This is a genomic window from Gallibacterium sp. ZY190522 (assembly GCF_054166015.1).
Genome location: NZ_CM135118.1, coordinates 2001805 through 2018773 on the forward strand (window position 1 = coordinate 2001805; position 16969 = coordinate 2018773).

General features: G+C 41.6%; 11 protein-coding genes, 1 tRNA gene and 2 rRNA genes. 3 read left to right on the forward strand and 11 right to left on the reverse strand.

The window, feature by feature from the left end; translation table 11 throughout:
- Positions 1 to 130: 130 nt before the first annotated feature.
- The 6 genes from ACXPAV_RS09565 to ACXPAV_RS09590 all read right to left on the reverse strand — a co-directional run bounded on the left by ACXPAV_RS09565 (position 131) and on the right by ACXPAV_RS09590 (position 8588).
- Positions 131 to 3027 (reverse strand): 23S ribosomal RNA (locus ACXPAV_RS09565).
- Positions 3028 to 3160: 133 nt separating this feature from the next.
- Positions 3161 to 3236, reverse strand: a tRNA-Glu gene (locus tag ACXPAV_RS09570).
- An 80-nt stretch (positions 3237 to 3316) separates the two neighbouring features.
- Positions 3317 to 4855 (reverse strand): 16S ribosomal RNA (locus ACXPAV_RS09575).
- Together the 16S and 23S rRNA genes with 1 tRNA gene alongside form the textbook arrangement of a ribosomal RNA operon.
- A 388-nt stretch (positions 4856 to 5243) precedes the next feature.
- The gene (locus tag ACXPAV_RS09580; RefSeq protein WP_039088854.1) at positions 5244 to 5336 is read right to left on the reverse strand and encodes a methionine/alanine import family NSS transporter small subunit; all 93 of its coding nucleotides are present in this window, start codon (positions 5334 to 5336) and stop codon (positions 5244 to 5246) included.
- Positions 5333 to 6847 (reverse strand): sodium-dependent transporter, encoded by a 1515-nt coding sequence (locus ACXPAV_RS09585; RefSeq protein ID WP_039172334.1) that lies wholly within the window; start codon positions 6845 to 6847, stop codon positions 5333 to 5335. The genes ACXPAV_RS09580 and ACXPAV_RS09585 overlap by 4 nt, the downstream gene beginning before the upstream one ends.
- Positions 6848 to 7163: 316 nt before the next feature.
- Positions 7164 to 8588, reverse strand: coding sequence for a sucrose-specific PTS transporter subunit IIBC (locus ACXPAV_RS09590; protein ID WP_458003361.1), 1425 nt, complete (start codon positions 8586 to 8588; stop codon positions 7164 to 7166).
- Between the two features lie 207 nt (positions 8589 to 8795).
- On the opposite strand from ACXPAV_RS09590, the gene ACXPAV_RS09595 reads away from it, so the two are divergent.
- From ACXPAV_RS09595 to ACXPAV_RS09605, 3 genes are read left to right on the forward strand one after another with little or no spacing between them, the layout of a single operon-like run.
- Positions 8796 to 9713, forward strand: a complete 918-nt coding sequence (locus tag ACXPAV_RS09595; protein ID WP_458003362.1) for an aminoimidazole riboside kinase — start codon at positions 8796 to 8798, stop codon at positions 9711 to 9713.
- Positions 9714 to 9734: 21 nt separating this feature from the next.
- Entirely contained in the window at positions 9735 to 11183 is a 1449-nt protein-coding gene (locus ACXPAV_RS09600) for a glycoside hydrolase family 32 protein (RefSeq protein ID WP_458003363.1), read from the forward strand.
- Positions 11184 to 11195: 12 nt separating this feature from the next.
- A complete protein-coding gene (locus tag ACXPAV_RS09605) occupies positions 11196 to 12209 on the forward strand; it encodes a LacI family DNA-binding transcriptional regulator (protein WP_039135704.1) in 1014 nt (337 codons plus the stop codon).
- Positions 12210 to 12251: 42 nt separating this feature from the next.
- Here ACXPAV_RS09605 and mnmA read toward each other — a convergent pair whose 3' ends face one another.
- From mnmA to nqrE, 5 genes are all read right to left on the reverse strand, one after another.
- Entirely contained in the window at positions 12252 to 13406 is a 1155-nt protein-coding gene (mnmA, locus tag ACXPAV_RS09610; protein WP_458003364.1) for a tRNA 2-thiouridine(34) synthase MnmA, read from the reverse strand.
- 355 nt (positions 13407 to 13761) lie between these two features.
- Complete coding sequence (gene nqrM, locus ACXPAV_RS09615) at positions 13762 to 13989, reverse strand: (Na+)-NQR maturation NqrM (RefSeq protein ID WP_013745912.1); 228 nt, start codon at positions 13987 to 13989, stop codon at positions 13762 to 13764.
- The gene (locus ACXPAV_RS09620; protein ID WP_458003365.1) at positions 13989 to 15050 is read right to left on the reverse strand and encodes an FAD:protein FMN transferase; all 1062 of its coding nucleotides are present in this window, start codon (positions 15048 to 15050) and stop codon (positions 13989 to 13991) included. The genes nqrM and ACXPAV_RS09620 overlap by 1 nt, the downstream gene beginning before the upstream one ends.
- A gap of 84 nt (positions 15051 to 15134) precedes the next feature.
- On the reverse strand, positions 15135 to 16358 hold the full coding sequence (gene nqrF / locus ACXPAV_RS09625) for an NADH:ubiquinone reductase (Na(+)-transporting) subunit F (protein ID WP_035688947.1): 1224 nt from the start codon (positions 16356 to 16358) through the stop codon (positions 15135 to 15137).
- A gap of 14 nt (positions 16359 to 16372) precedes the next feature.
- Positions 16373 to 16969: an NADH:ubiquinone reductase (Na(+)-transporting) subunit E gene (gene nqrE / locus ACXPAV_RS09630; RefSeq protein ID WP_017805503.1), complete on the reverse strand. Its 597-nt coding sequence runs from the start codon at positions 16967 to 16969 to the stop codon at positions 16373 to 16375.

Genomic DNA, 16969 nt, shown 5'->3' on the forward strand with positions numbered 1-16969 from the left:
TTCCTTTTAACTTAACACAAGCTGTCTACTTCCTTCTCTCTTCGCTCTCTTCCCTCGCTCCGCGCTCTTGCCTTTCCTCGCTTCCGCTTCTCCTCAGCCTCCGCTCTCCGCAAAAACCCTTCAGCGTTGTATAGTTAAGCCCCTCGGGCAATTAGTACTGGTTAGCTCAACGGCTCACACCGCTTACACACCCAGCCTATCTACGTCTTAGTCTTAAACAACCCTTACTGACTTTTGTCAGGGAGAACTCATCTCGGGGCAAGTTTCGTGCTTAGATGCTTTCAGCACTTATCTCTTCCGCATTTAGCTACCCAGCAATGCCTCTGGCGAAACAACTGGAACACCAGTGATGCGTTCACTCCGGTCCTCTCGTACTAGGAGCAACCCCCCTCAATTCTCCAACGCCCACGGCAGATAGGGACCGAACTGTCTCACGACGTTCTAAACCCAGCTCGCGTACCACTTTAAATGGCGAACAGCCATACCCTTGGGACCTACTTCAGCCCCAGGATGTGATGAGCCGACATCGAGGTGCCAAACACCGCCGTCGATATGAACTCTTGGGCGGTATCAGCCTGTTATCCCCGGAGTACCTTTTATCCGTTGAGCGATGGCCCTTCCATTCAGAACCACCGGATCACTATGACCTACTTTCGTACCTGCTCGACTTGTCCGTCTCGCAGTTAAGCTGGCTTCTACCATTGCACTAACCTGACGATGTCCGACCGTCATTAGCCAACCTTCGTGCTCCTCCGTTACGCTTTGGGAGGAGACCGCCCCAGTCAAACTACCCACCAGACACTGTCCGAACACTCGTCCCGAGCGCTTCGTTAGAACATCAAACGTTAAAGGGTGGTATTTCAACAACGACTCCACGATAACTGGCGTTACCGCTTCGCAGTCTCCCACCTATCCTACACATTAAAATTCAAGGTTCAGTGTCAAGCTATAGTAAAGGTTCACGGGGTCTTTCCGTCTAGCCGCGGGTACACCGCATCTTCACGGCGATTTCAATTTCACTGAGTCTCGGGTGGAGACAGCCTGGCCATCATTATGCCATTCGTGCAGGTCGGAACTTACCCGACAAGGAATTTCGCTACCTTAGGACCGTTATAGTTACGGCCGCCGTTTACTGGGGCTTCGATCAGGTGCTTCTCTTTCGATGACACCATCAATTAACCTTCCAGCACCGGGCAGGCATCACACCCTATACGTCCACTTTCGTGTTTGCAGAGTGCTGTGTTTTTATTAAACAGTTGCAGCCAGCTCGTCGCTTCGACTGGTTCATGCTCCATCCGCTTCGGACTTCACACTACGCCAGCGCACCTTCTCCCGAAGTTACGGTGCTATTTTGCCTAGTTCCTTCACCCGAGTTCTCTCAAGCGCCTTAGTATTCTCTACCTGACCACCTGTGTCGGTTTCCAGTACGGTTTAGATAAACCTTTCGCTTAGTGGCTTTTCCTGGAAGTTGGGTATCAGTTACTTCAGCACCTTGGTGCCTCGTCATCATCTCTCAGTGTTAATGGTGAGCCGGATTTGCCTAACTCACCCACCTACTAACTTAAACGTACTCTTCCATCCGTACGCTAACCTAACCTGCTCCGTCCCCACATCGCAGTTTATCCAAGTATGGGAATATTAACCCATTTCCCATCGACTACGCTTCTCAGCCTCGCCTTAGGGGCCGACTCACCCTGCCCCGATTAACGTTGGACAGGAAACCTTGGTCTTCCGGCGAGCGGGTCTTTCACCCGCTTTATCGTTACTTATGTCAGCATTCGCACTTGTGATACCTCCAGCAGCCCTCTCGAACCACCTTCTTCAGCTTACACAACGCTCCCCTACCCAACAAGATTTCTCTTGATGCCGCAGCTTCGGTGCTATATTTTAGCCCCGTTACATCTTCCGCGCAGACCGACTCGACTAGTGAGCTATTACGCTTTCTTTAAATGGTGGCTGCTTCTAAGCCAACATCCTAGCTGTCTAAGCCTTTCCACTTCGTTTCCCACTTAATATAGACTTTGGGACCTTAGCTGGCGGTCTGGGTTGTTTCCCTCTCCACGACGAACGTTAGCACCCGCCGTGTGTCTCCTATACATTACTCTTCGGTATTCGCAGTTTGCATCGGGTTGGTAATCCGGGATGGACCCCTAGCCGAAACAGTGCTCTACCCCCGAAGGTATTCATATAAGGCTCTACCTAAATAGATTTCGGGGAGAACCAGCTATCTCCCGGTTTGATTGGCCTTTCACCCCCAGCCACAGGTCATCCGCTACTTTTTCAACAGTAGTCGGTTCGGTCCTCCAGTTAGTGTTACCCAACCTTCTTCCTGCCCATGGCTAGATCACCGGGTTTCGGGTCTATATCTTGCAACTAACCGCCCAGTTAAGACTCGGTTTCCCTTCGGCTCCCCTATCCGGTTAACCTCGCTACAAAATATAAGTCGCTGACCCATTATACAAAAGGTACGCAGTCACCCTTTCAGGCTCCCACTGCTTGTACGTACACGGTTTCAGGTTCTTTTTCACTCCCCTCCCGGGGTTCTTTTCGCCTTTCCCTCACGGTACTGGTTCACTATCGGTCAATCAGGAGTATTTAGCCTTGGAGGATGGTCCCCCCTTCTTCAGACAGGATTCCTCGTGTCCCGCCCTACTTCTCGTCAGCTTAGTACCACATCTCTTTTTTCGGATACGGGGCTATCACCCTCTTTTGCTTGCCTTCCCAGACAATTCTCCTAAAACAGTTGCTATCACTCACTGGCTCCTCCGCTTTCGCTCGCCGCTACTCGCAGAATCTCGGTTGATTTCTTTTCCTCGGGGTACTTAGATGTTTCAGTTCTCCCGGTTCGCCTTGCTTACCTATTTTATTCAGTAAACAATGATAGGCTCTTCACCTATCGGGTTTCCCCATTCGGACATCGTGGGATTAGCGTTTCTTATCAACTCCCCCACGCTTTTCGCAGATTAGCACGTCCTTCTTCGCCTCTGATTGCCTAGGCATCCACCGTGTACGCTTAGTCACTTAACTATACAACCTCAAGGATTCTTGCGCTTTCTTACGCTACCTCTTGGCTTTAGTTCGCTCTTTTGAGTTCTCTCAGTTTTCAGCTTGTGTCTCGTTTTTAAAGAACAATGTTCAATATCATAAAGATATCCTTAATTGGCGTCCCCTAGGGGATTCGAACCCCTGTTACCGCCGTGAAAGGGCGATGTCCTAGGCCTCTAGACGAAGGGGACTCCGACCAATTAACGATACCTTCCTTCCTACCAAACAATCTGTGTGAACACGCATAGCTAACACTTCAAACCCTTTCTTTTAAGGAGGTGATCCAACCGCAGGTTCCCCTACGGTTACCTTGTTACGACTTCACCCCAGTCATGAATCATACCGTGGTAAACGCCCTCCAATAGGTTAAGCTATCTACTTCTGGTACAACCCACTCCCATGGTGTGACGGGCGGTGTGTACAAGGCCCGGGAACGTATTCACCGCAACATTCTGATTTGCGATTACTAGCGATTCCGACTTCATGGAGTCGAGTTGCAGACTCCAATCCGGACTACGATGCACTTTCTGAGTTTCGCTCCATATCGCTACTTCGCCTCCCTCTGTATGCACCATTGTAGCACGTGTGTAGCCCTACTCGTAAGGGCCATGATGACTTGACGTCATCCCCACCTTCCTCCAGCTTGTCACTGGCAGTCTCCTTTGAGTCCCCGGCTCTACCCGTTGGTAACAAAGAATAAGGGTTGCGCTCGTTGCGGGACTTAACCCAACATTTCACAACACGAGCTGACGACAGCCATGCAGCACCTGTCTCTAAGTTCTCGAAAGCACAGCTCTATCTCTAAAGCCTCCTTAGGATGTCAAGAGTAGGTAAGGTTCTTCGCGTTGCATCGAATTAAACCACATGCTCCACCGCTTGTGCGGGCCCCCGTCAATTCATTTGAGTTTTAACCTTGCGGCCGTACTCCCCAGGCGGTCGATTTATCACGTTTGCTTCGAGAGCCAAGTTTACACCCAACCCCCAAATCGACATCGTTTACAGCGTGGACTACCAGGGTATCTAATCCTGTTTGCTCCCCACGCTTTCGCACATGAGCGTCAGTATCTCCCCAAGGGGCTGCCTTCGCCTTCGGTATTCCTCCACATCTCTACGCATTTCACCGCTACACGTGGAATTCTACCCCTCCCTAGAGTACTCTAGAACGACAGTATGAAATGCTGTTCCCAGGTTAAGCCCGGGGCTTTCACATCTCACTTAACGTCCCGCCTGCGTGCCCTTTACGCCCAGTTATTCCGATTAACGCTCGCACCCTCCGTATTACCGCGGCTGCTGGCACGGAGTTAGCCGGTGCTTCTTCTGTGGCTAACGTCAAATCAATATGCTATTAACATATTAACCTTCCTCACCACCGAAAGAACTTTACAACCCGAAGGCCTTCTTCATTCACGCGGCATGGCTGCGTCAGGGTTCCCCCCATTGCGCAATATTCCCCACTGCTGCCTCCCGTAGGAGTCTGGGCCGTGTCTCAGTCCCAGTGTGGCTGGCCATCCTCTCAGACCAGCTAGAGATCGCAGGCTTGGTGGGCCTTTACCCCACCAACTACCTAATCTCACTTGGGTTCATCCTTTGGCAGGTGACCGTAACCACCCCTTTCATCTCTCGATACTATGCGGTATTAGCCATCGTTTCCAATGGTTATCCCCCTCCATAAGCCAGATCCCCAAGCCTTACTCACCCGTCCGCCACTCGTCATCTAAAATAGCAAGCTATTTTAATGTTACCGTTCGACTTGCATGTGTTAAGCCTGCCGCCAGCGTTCAATCTGAGCCATGATCAAACTCTTCAATTTAATCTTGCTCTCAAATCACTGACTTCATCGTTTTGAATTGATTCTTCAGCATTCAAGATAATTTCTTTTGGACTTAGCTTTTGCCTCGCCCTGAATCTTTTTCAGGTTCTCTTTTTGTTATCTACGAATGCCCACACAGATTGTCTGATAGTTTTTTAAAGAACAAAAAACGACGCTTTCTTTTTAACTTCACACTTCAGCGTCGTTGCGGTGGCGTATTATAGGCATTTCAAAACCTTGTGCAAGTCTTTTTTGCAGATTTTTTTAATTTATTTTTTAATTGATGTTTTTTACAACAGTTTATCTATTCCATACTTTAGAAACAAAAGCCATATCTCCAACGAAAAACATTGAATTATATGGCTTAAACTTTTTTATTTTCAATTAGTTATTCTTTAGGTAATCGTTTAATGGAAATTAATAAACCACCCCAAATGATCACAAGCGAGATAATCATCATAATGATTGCTGTCGTACTCATTCTGTGTCCTCCTCAAATTTTTCTTCATTTTTCCAAGGTAAATGTGTTAATAGGAAGGCGACTACCACCAATCCGAATGCCATTCCCCAACCGAATATATCTACAAACCAGTTTGGATAACCTTCATAACCTTCGCGGAACACTTTTGCACCTTCAGTAAATAACATAAACGCTAAAATACCTGTTGTAACAACAATACACAAACGCCAAATAAAGCCAACTTTGAAAGAAGAGGTTTTGTTAAGATGGTTTCCTAACAATCCTAATTTTTCATTGGACACAATAATAACCAATGAACAAAACGCTACCGCAACAATACCGAAGTAGTTAACAAACTTATCCATCACATCCAACATTGGTAACCCTGTTGTTGTACCGAATAAAGAAACAGAAAGAACCATCATCGGAATACCTACAATGAAGGTTGAAACAACACGTCCAAGTTTTAATTTATCTTGCACTGACGCAATAATCACTTCAATAACTGAGATAAAAGAAGTCAATGCGGCAAAAGTAAGTGAACCAAAAAATAGCACACCTAGTATTGAACCAAATGGTGCATTATTAATAATCGTTGGGAACGCAAAAAATGCTAAACCAATTCCGCCTTTTGCTACTTCGTGCACTTGTTGTCCACTTGCTACAGCCATAAAACCTAAAGCTGCAAAAACACCAATTCCAGCCAATAATTCGAAACTACTATTTGCAAAGCCAACCACCAATCCAGAACTGGTTAAATCTGAATCTTTCTTCAAATAGGAAGAATAAGTAATCATAATGCCGAAACAGATAGATAGAGAAAAGAAAATTTGCCCGTAAGCTGCAATCCAGACACTCGGATCGGATAATTTATCCCAATTAGGAGTAAATAACGCATCCAAACCTTTACTAGCTCCCGGCAACAAAAGCGCTGAAATAACCAAAATCACAAACATTACCACCAAAAGTGGCATTAAAATACTGGATGATTTAGCTATACCTTTTTGCACACCCAATGCTAACACGGCTAACGCCACCAACCATACCGCAATTAAAGGACCAACAACCATACCAACAAATTCAAAACTGACGCCTTGTGTAATATCGCCCATTTTAAGGAACTCACCAATAAAGAAATCTATCGGCTTATCCCCCCAAGCACCATTTATAGAAAAATAGGTATAACACGCTGCCCAACCAAGTACTACCGCATAATAGATTCCAATGATGACATTAACTAATACCTGCCACCAACCAAAAATCTCAAAGTTCTTATGCAAACGTCTAAACGCTAATGGCGCAGAACCACGGTGTCTATGTCCGATGGCATAATCCAAAAAAAGTAAAGGAATCCCTGCCGTTAACAATGCGATAATATAAGGTACAATAAATGCACCACCCCCATTTTCATAAGCGGTATAAGGGAAACGCCAGATATTACCCAATCCTACTGCTGAACCAATAGCCGCTAAAATAAACGCTTTACGCCCCGAGAAAGTTTCTCTTGTTGTTTTTGCTGTATTACTACTCATTCCGCCCTCCTAAAGGACTTATCTTTATTTTGTTATAGGAAACCTTAATATAATCGAATAGTTATATTAGTCAACGCTATTTATTTGATAATAAAAGTAAAATCTTAAATATGATTTAAATTTATCTAGTAGAAAACACTAAAATAAAGTGGTAATTTTAGTGAAATAAACTACAAGTAGTTTCAATTAAGAACATATCACTATTTAAACCTGCTCTTTTTAGTGAAAAAAACTAACATAAAGTTAATTTTTTTTTATAAAAAAGATCAAGATAATTGTATTACCTTGATCTTTAACAACGCTAAAATCAGTAATTTTATTTTGCTTTACGTTGTACTCTTAAGCCTAATAATAATGTTAGTGAGAAAGTGATCACAAATGAAATCAACATACCAATACAATATACAGCGATACTATCTGGTTTAATTGAAATAATGCCGGGTAAACCAGCTGCACCTAATGCCTGTGCTTTCGCATTAAACAAAGCGATAAACGCACTGGAAACACCAGAACCTACCATTGCCGCAATAAAGGGGTAACGATATTTAAGATTCACCCCAAACATTGCCGGTTCAGTAATCCCTAATAAAGCACTGATCCCGGATGGTAATGCAATTCCCTTCACTTTTGCATCTTTAATTAAGAACATCACCCCTAAACAGGCAGCTCCTTGCGCTACATTTGACATTGCTGCAATAGGAAAAATAAAAGTGCCACCGGTATGAGCCATATCCGCCAATAATTGGGTTTCAATTGCAATAAAAGTTTGATGCATACCGGTGATCACAATTGGCGCATAGAAAGCACCAAAAATAGCACCACCAATAAAACCAGTTGTGTCATATAACCAAGTTAAGCCATCTCCAATTAAAAAGCCAAGTTTATGTGTAATTGGTCCGACAAAAGTAAAGGTTAAAATGCCGGTGATAAACAAGGCTAATAGCGGTGTTAATAAATTATCCAATACGGATGGAATAATTTTACGGAAACCATTTTCCAATCTAGCCAAAATCCACGTTGCCGCCAACACCGGTAATACTGAGCCTTGATATCCCACTTTCTCGATATGGAAACCGAAAATATCCCAATACGGAATATCACCTGAAAGACTCGCCGCGCTAAAGCCCCAGCCATTTAATAGATCCGGATGAACCATCAACATTCCCAATGCCGCACCTAAAAACGGATTACCACCAAATTTTCTGCTAGCCGAAAATGCCAATAAAATTGGCAAATAGACAAACGGTGCATTGGCAAAGGTATTAATCATTGCCGCAAGATCCGCCAAATTCGGATAAGCATCAATTAAGGATTTATCATCAATAAATAAACCTTGTGCAGTAAAAACATTCGCTAACCCCATTAGCAAACCGCCAGCCACAATCGCCGGAATAATTGGCACAAAAATATCCGCCAATCCTTTTACTAAACGCTGCAACAACCCCTGTTTTTCAGCACTTAAATTAGCGACATCACTTTTTGTCATATCGCCTAATCCTAAAATTTCTGTCATTGCGGCGTGAACTTTGTTCACCGTACCCGCACCAAAAATAATTTGGTATTGGCCTGCTACGGCAAATTGACCTTTCACACCTTCAATTTGTTCAATGCCTTCCTTATCCGCCTTACTTTCGTCATTAAGTACTAAACGTAAACGAGTGGAGCAATGTGCAGCGCCACTGATATTCTCTTTTCCGCCCAACTTCTCAATGAGCTCTTTTGCAATTTTTGGAAAATCCATAGGTTTTCTCTCCGGGTAGATTGGTTAAGTAATCAACAGCACGCATTATAGCTAAAACGTTTTAGTAAAATCTATTTTATTCATAAACTAGTTTTCATTTTTGTGATCCAGTTAACACTTTTTAATAGAAATCAACAAATATAATTGCTCAACTAAAACGGTTTAGCTACAATTTTACTGTTCAAAAAACAATAGAGGATTTTACCTATGAATACAGTATGGGTTTTAGGCGATGCCGTTGTCGATTTATTACCGGATGGAGAACAACATTATTTACGCTGTCCAGGTGGTGCGCCAGCAAATGTTGCCGTTGCCATTGCACGTTTAGGTGGTAACAGTGCTTTTATTGGCAGAGTTGGAAATGATCCTTTAGGTCTATTTCTGAAAACTACTTTACAGCAAGAACAAGTAAATACTGATTTTATGCATCTCGATGATAATCATCGCACTTCAACCGTGATTGTTGATCTCGACGAAACCGGTGAAAGAACCTTTACTTTTATGGTCAATCCAAGTGCGGATCAATTCTTACAACAATCAGATCTTCCACATTTCTCTGCCGGTGAATGGCTACATTTCTGTTCCATAGCTTTAATCAACCAACCATCACGCCACACCACACAACAAGCAGCACAGCAAATTAAACAAGCCGGTGGATTTGTTTCTTTTGATCCAAATCTTCGCCCTAGTTTATGGCCTTCACAACAACAAATGATTGATGAAGTGAACAAAATGATTGCTATCGCCGATGTCATTAAATTTTCAGAAGAAGAAATTTGTCTACTAAGCGGTGAGCCTGATCTGAGCTTGGCTACCCGTAAAACCCGTCAACAGTATCCAGATAAATTAATTTTAGTTACTCTCGGAGCAGAGGGTGCATACTATTTTTATCAAGCTATTGAAGGAAAAGTTGCCGGAAATAAAGTAAAAGTGATCGACACCACTGGAGCCGGTGATGCTTTTGTCGGCGGTATGTTGCAGGCATTAGCTCGACATCAGCACTGGCAACAACAAAATATTTTTGTCCAGGCGATTCAACAAGCAAATCTTTGCGGTGGATTAGCCACTACCGCCAAAGGTGCAATGTCTGCATTGCCAACAAAAACACAACTTCAATCACAATAATTTTCTATCATTCGGAGGAAGATGATGATTTTTAATCAAGGCAAATATCGCAATCTATATGCAGCTAAAGAAAATGAATTAACAACATTAGCATCACAAGTACAATGTGATCATCACCATCGTCCACAATATCATCTTGCACCTCCGACCGGTTTATTAAATGATCCGAACGGATTGGTTTTTGACGGTGAAAACTATCATATTTTTTACCAATGGTATCCGTTCGGTGCATTGCACGGAATGAAACATTGGCAACATTATTGCAGTAAAGATTTTATTCATTTTCAACAGGCGGAGTTGCTCATTCCCGATCAACTTTTTGAATCACACGGCTGCTATTCCGGCGGTGCGATTCTCTATCAAGATCAAATTGTCGCTTTTTATACCGGAAACACACGCCGTCAATCGGATAATCAACGTATTCCATTTCAAAATATCGCTATTTTTACTAAACAGGGTAAATTACTCGAAAAACGTGTTTTACTGCACGAACCACCAGTTGGTTATACTGAACATTGCCGCGATCCGAAACCGTTCCTTACTGATGAAGGCAAAATTCGTTTTATTTTAGGCGCGCAACGCCAAGATCTTTCCGGTACAGCATTATTATTTGAAATGGATAATCTGAATGACACGCCAAAATTATTAGGCGAATTAGCTCTTCATCCCTTTGATAATAAAAATATTTTTATGTGGGAATGTCCTGATCTTTCTAAATTAAAAGATAAAGATCTGTTCATTTGGTCACCGCAAGGAAAGCAGCAGGAACAAGCCCAATTTCAAAATAATTATCACGCTACTTATGCCCTTGGCAAATTACAACATCTTGATTTTCAAGTAGAAATATTTTCCGAGCTGGATCAAGGATTTGATTTTTATGCGCCGCAAACTTTTTCCGGCTTAAATGATGACAGTAAAATCCTATTCGCTTGGTGCGGTTTACCTGATTTGCAGTATCCTACCGATCAATATCAATGGCATTCAATGCTAACTTTGCCACGTAAACTTTGGTTGCAAAACAACCAAATCTATCAACGTCCTGTGAAACAGGTTTATCAACAGATCGGCACAATACATCATCATCAACAAGGAAAGATTGAAATTCCTTATCTATCACAAAGTTACTTAACACTTGAAATTAACAACCAATCATTTGACTTACAATTATTCAAAAACGAACTGAATCAATATCTTGAAATCAGTTATCACAACGGAATTTTCTGTTTAAACAGAGAACATAGTGAACAATCTGAATCTATGCGGAAATGGGGTACAAAACGTTATTGTCGAATTAAAAATCTACAAAAGATTGAAATTTTTATTGATCATTCTATTATTGAAATCTTTTTAAATGATGGCGAAAAAGCAATGACTTCCCGTTTCTTTATTGAAAAGAAACAGCCTCTATTATGGATATCGCCTTTAATCAAAATAGCAAGTGCCAAAGTTTCGCCAATTTACTTCGATTAAGGATTGAGGTTAATGAATATCAACAATAAACGGCTTACTCTCGCAGATATTGCAGAATTAAGTGGTGTTTCAAAAACTACCGTCAGTATGGTGCTTAATGGACACGGAAATAACTTTAGGATTAAGCCAGAAACGCAAGCAAAAATTTTAGAAATTGCTAAAAAACATCACTATAAGGCCAATAGTGTAGCAAAGGCGTTACAGGCACAGCGTAGTAACACTATCGGTTTAGTCATTCCTGATTTTTCTAATTTAGGTTTTGCCACAACAACAAAAACCCTAGAAAAGTTGTGTCGTGATAATGGATTACAACTGATCATCGCCTGTACCGATGAGGACGCTAAACAGGAATTAATTGCTATTGAGCGTTTATTGGATCGTCAAATTGATCTTTTAATTACAACACCGATTAAATCGGATGCGCATTATTATCGCCAGCTCAATATTAATGTTCCGGTCATTCAACTCGACCGTTTTACACAAAACAGCCTCACGCCTTATATTGTGACGGATGATGAAAGTGCTGTCATTGAACTTATTGATACTTTATGCCGACAATATCATTTAAATGAGATCTATTATCTAGGCGGTCAAGCTGAATTACGTCCTAGTACAGCACGTCTTTACGGCTTTAAACAAGGATTGCAACGTGCGAATTTACAGTTAAATCCGGATTGGATTATGCAAACTTCCTACTATGCTGATAGCGCCTACTTTGCTTTTGATCAACTGTATCAACGCTTAGGGCGTTTACCACAAGCATTATTTACTGGTTCATACGCATTATTAGAAGGGGTTCTTCGATGGCTAAATGAAAAACAGTTATTACATCATCTGTCTGATGGAACAATGCACCTTTCCACTTTTGATGATTATGAGTTGCTGAATTGTCTACCGTTCAAAATCAATTCTATTCAACAAAATCACCAAAAAATTGCTCATCAGCTTTTTGCAATGGTACAAAGTTTATTAAAACAAGAACCGGTAAAAAATCAGATCATTCCAGCAACCATTATTTGGCGATAAAACTAAAGGGTTCATCACGAACCCTTTACGAAACTCATTACTTTAGGTTAGTCGCTGTTCAATAATACCACCACCTAAACAAACCTCATCCAAATAGAAAACTGCCGATTGTCCAGGAGTCACCGCAATTTGTGGTTCATCAAAACTAACTTCAATCAAATCATCATTTAATGGAACAATTTGACAAGGCACATCCTGCTGGCGATAACGTGTTTTCACTGTACAACGCAAAGGTTGTTTTAAAGGCTTACGATCAACCCAATGTAATTGTCCGGCGATTAACCCTCTAGAGAATAGGCGCGGATGGTTATGACCTTGCGCCACAATCAACTCATTATGTTGCAAATCTTTATCTACCACATACCAAGCCTCGTCACCAGCATTTTTCAATCCGCCGATACGCAAACCTTTACGCTGTCCAAGCGTGTGATACATTAACCCATCGTGACGACCGATAACTTCACCATCTACCGTACGAATATCCCCTGGCTGTGCCGGTAAATAACGAGCTAAGAAGTCTTTGAATTTACGTTCTCCGATAAAACAAATACCGGTAGAATCTTTTTTCTTAGCAGTAACCAAACCTAAATCTTCTGCAATTTGACGCACTACTGGCTTTTCTAATTCGCCTACTGGAAATAAACTTTGTCCAACCTGTTTATGGCTCAATGTGTAAAGAAAGTAACTTTGATCTTTATTATCATCCAAACCGCGTAATAACTGTGCATTCTCATCATCGCCACGACGACGCACATAATGCCCTGTGGCGATGTAATCCGCCCCTAAATCTTCGGCGGCATATTCCAAAAAGGCTTTAAACTTGATTTCTTTGTTGCACAGAATATCAGGGTTTGGCGTGCGGCCAGCTTTGTATTCCGCTAAAAAATGTTCAAAAACATTGTCCCAATATTCCGCAGCAAAATTAATTTTATGTAGTTTTATACCTAATTTATCACATACTGCTTGTGCATCAGCTAAATCTGCCGCCGCCGTACAATAATCTGTATCATCATCCTCTTCCCAATTTTTCATAAACAAGCCTTCCACTTGGTAGCCCTGTTGCTGAAGAATATAAGCAGATACGGATGAATCTACACCTCCTGACATTCCGACAATCACTTTTTTCTGTTGGTTTTCTGCAAATTGTTGTGGTGATATTGTCATTAGATCAGTAAATGTTTTTGAAATTAATGCCATTATTTTTCCTTTGTTTTATGCTTACAACTATAAATATGCTATGAAATCCGCTTATCTTAAGAACTCTCAAACAAAATAGCAAACAATCACAAACATTGTCGTTATCTTTATGTTAACGTACAAATTTATAATTGATTTATTAGAATTATTCCCAAAACAATACAAACCACATCTATAAAAATAGATAATTCCGAGAATTAATCTATTTTGTATTGATGTTTGGAACGAAACAATTAAAAAAGGATATGCATACCGAATTATACATATCCATTAAGGCATAATGGAAAGCAATATTCTTTCCTTAATGTTATCGATTCACAGAACAACGCTTAATAGCATTACCTTATGAATTAAATTATAAAATGCGACCGGCTTCTTGCAGTTTTGCTTGACGTTCTGCTTCTTTTGCCATTCTGGCTTTACGTGCGTCACAAGGTTCTGGACAATCGCATACCTTTTCTAAGCCGAGTGAAGAGATACCGCCGCAGCTACCACTGATAGTTTTACGTTTAATGATATAACCGATTGCCATTGCAAAAATTACAACTACAAAAAAACCGAATGTAATCAAAAATAATTTCATTACTTCTCTCCTTCTTTATTATTGTACAACAATTTTGCAAATGCTGATGACATTTTAACCTCAAATCCTTTTTCTGTTTTAACAATCAGATAAATTGCAAGATTATCTTTTTCAGCCAGTTGCAATGCCTTTTCTGCACCAAGAACATATAGACCGGTTGCATAGCCGTCAGCAATCATACAGCTTGGATCAACTACAGTGATTGAAGCTAAATTATGTTGTAACGGATAACCAGTTTTAGGATCGATTTCGTGAGAAAAACGTTTTCCATTTTCCTCAAAATAATTACGATAATCACCGGATGTCGCCATAGATAAATTGCTTAATCCAACAATCTGTTCTACCGCACGAGAGCCATCAAATTCAGGTTTTTCAATAGCAATTTGCCACGCCTGACCTTTTTCATTCACCCCTTTAGTATGAATTTCACCACCAATTTCAACTAAATAATCGCTGACACCGATACTTTCCAAATAAGAAGCAACTTTATCAACGCCAAACCCTTTTGCAATTGAGGATAAATCAACATAAAGTTCCGGTATTTTTTTAATGAGTACCGGTTTTCCATCTATTTCAGAAACAGATAATTTATCGATACCTATCCACGCCTTACGTTTTTCAATTTCTTCCGATGCTGGTTCTTTATCCAATCGTTTTTCCGGCCCGAAGCCCCATAAATTAACTAATGGTCCAACCGTAACATCCAATGCACCTTCCGTTTTCTGATGTAACTGAATCGCCGCCTGCACTACTTCAGAAAAATCCTTAGACACCTCAAAAGGTTTATTTATCTCTTTACTGCGATTAAAACGACTAAGTTCAGAATCTTTCTGATAAGTTGACATCTGATGATTGACCTCCTTAAGCAGTTGGTCAATTTGCTGATGGGTCATTTCCGGTCCGGTATTTATGCCCTTATCCAAATACTTAATATGATAAGTGGTCCCCATTGTTTTACCGCTTAAGGTAACAATTTCGGGATCTTTTTGGCAGGCGGTTAAGCTGCTCACCAAGAGTAAGGCGATGGCCCAGCAGTAAACCGTTTTGACTTTTCTTAACATAAATCTATCGCTAATTTTCTGTGGCTAAAAATGGCTAAAGCGGTCAGAAATCTGACCGCTCTTTTTCTTTATTTAACAGCGTTATCAACCGCCAAAGTCATCTAATAAGATGTTTTCGTCTTCAACACCTAAGTCTTTGAGCATTTTGATCACTGCTGCGTTCATCACTGGAGGTCCACACATATAGTATTCACAGTCTTCTGGGGCTTCGTGATTTTTCAGATAGTTTTCATAAAGCACGTTGTGAATAAAGCCGGTGTAGCCGTCCCAATTATCTTCTGGCAATGGATCAGAAAGTGCCACGTACCATTTGAAGTTGTCGTTTTCGGCTTGGAGAGTGTCAAAATCTTCCACATAGAACATTTCACGTTTTGAACGTGCTCCATACCAGAACGACATTTTACGTTTAGATTTCAAACGTTTTAATTGGTCAAAAATATGCGAACGCATTGGTGCCATACCCGCACCGCCTCCGATAAAGACCATTTCTGCATCAGTATCTTTGGCGAAGAACTCACCGAATGGACCTGAAATGGTTACTTTATCACCCGGTTTTAATGACCAAATATAAGAGGACATTTGACCCGGTGGTGCATCTGGGTTGCTTGGTGGTGGCGTTGCGATACGCACGTTAAGCATAATGATGCCTTTCTCTTCTGGGTATGAAGCCATTGAGTAAGCGCGCACAATTGGCTCGTCCACTTTTGAAACATAACGCCATAGGTTATATTTATCCCAGTCTTCGTGGTATTCTTGTGGAATATCGAAGTCTTTGTAATAAACCGTATGTGGCTCAGCTTCAATTTGGATATAGCCGCCCGCACGGAATGGCACTTCTTCCCCTTCAGGAATTTGAAGTTTGAGTTCTTTAATGAAGGTGGCTTTGTTGTCGTTAGAAATAACGGTACATTCCCATTTTTTCACGCCAAACACTTCTTCAGGCAATTCGATTTGCATATTGTTTTTTACGTTTACCTGACAAGCAAGACGATAACCTTCTTTGGCTTCACGTTTCGAAATGTGAGAAAGTTCTGTTGGCAGAATATCACCGCCACCCTCGGTTACTTTCACCACACATTGACCACAAGAGCCACCGCCGCCACAAGCAGAAGAAACGAAAATGCCTTTACTCGCTAATGCACCGAGTAATTTTCCGCCTGCTGGCAAATGAATGGCTTTGCTTGGGTCGTGATTGATTTCAATAGTAATGTCCCCTGAATTAACGAGCTTTGATTTAGCAAACAAAATGATTACCGCTAAAGCAAGCACTAGCACAGTGAACATTGCAATACCTAAAATAATTTCCATTTAGTATCCCCTTCTTATAACTGAATACCTGAAAATGACATAAAGCCAAGTGCCATTAGCCCTACAGTGATAAAGGTGATGCCTAAACCGCGTAAGCCTGCTGGAATATCAGCATATTTCATTTTTTCAGTTAAACCTGCAAGTGCCACGATAGCAAGCATCCAACCTGTTCCTGCACCGATACCATAAACCACCGACTCGGCAAAGTTATATTCGCGTTGTACCATAAAAGATACGCCACCGAAAATCGCACAGTTTACCGTAATGAGTGGGAGGAAGATCCCGAGTGCGTTGTAAAGAGCTGGGAAGAATTTATCTAGCACCATTTCAAGGATTTGTACCAATGCCGCAATCACCCCGATGAAGATGATAAAACGAAGGAAACTTAAATCAATACCTTCCACCAATGCCCCATCTTTTAAGATATGGGTATAAACGAGTTGGTTAGCTGGCACGGCAATGCCTAATACTACGATTACCGCAATCCCTAAACCAAAGGCGGTTGAAACTTTCTTTGAAACCGCAAGGAATGTACACATACCAAGGAAGAAAGAAAGTGCCATATTTTCAATAAAAATGGACTTAACAAACAGACTTAAATAATGTTCCAT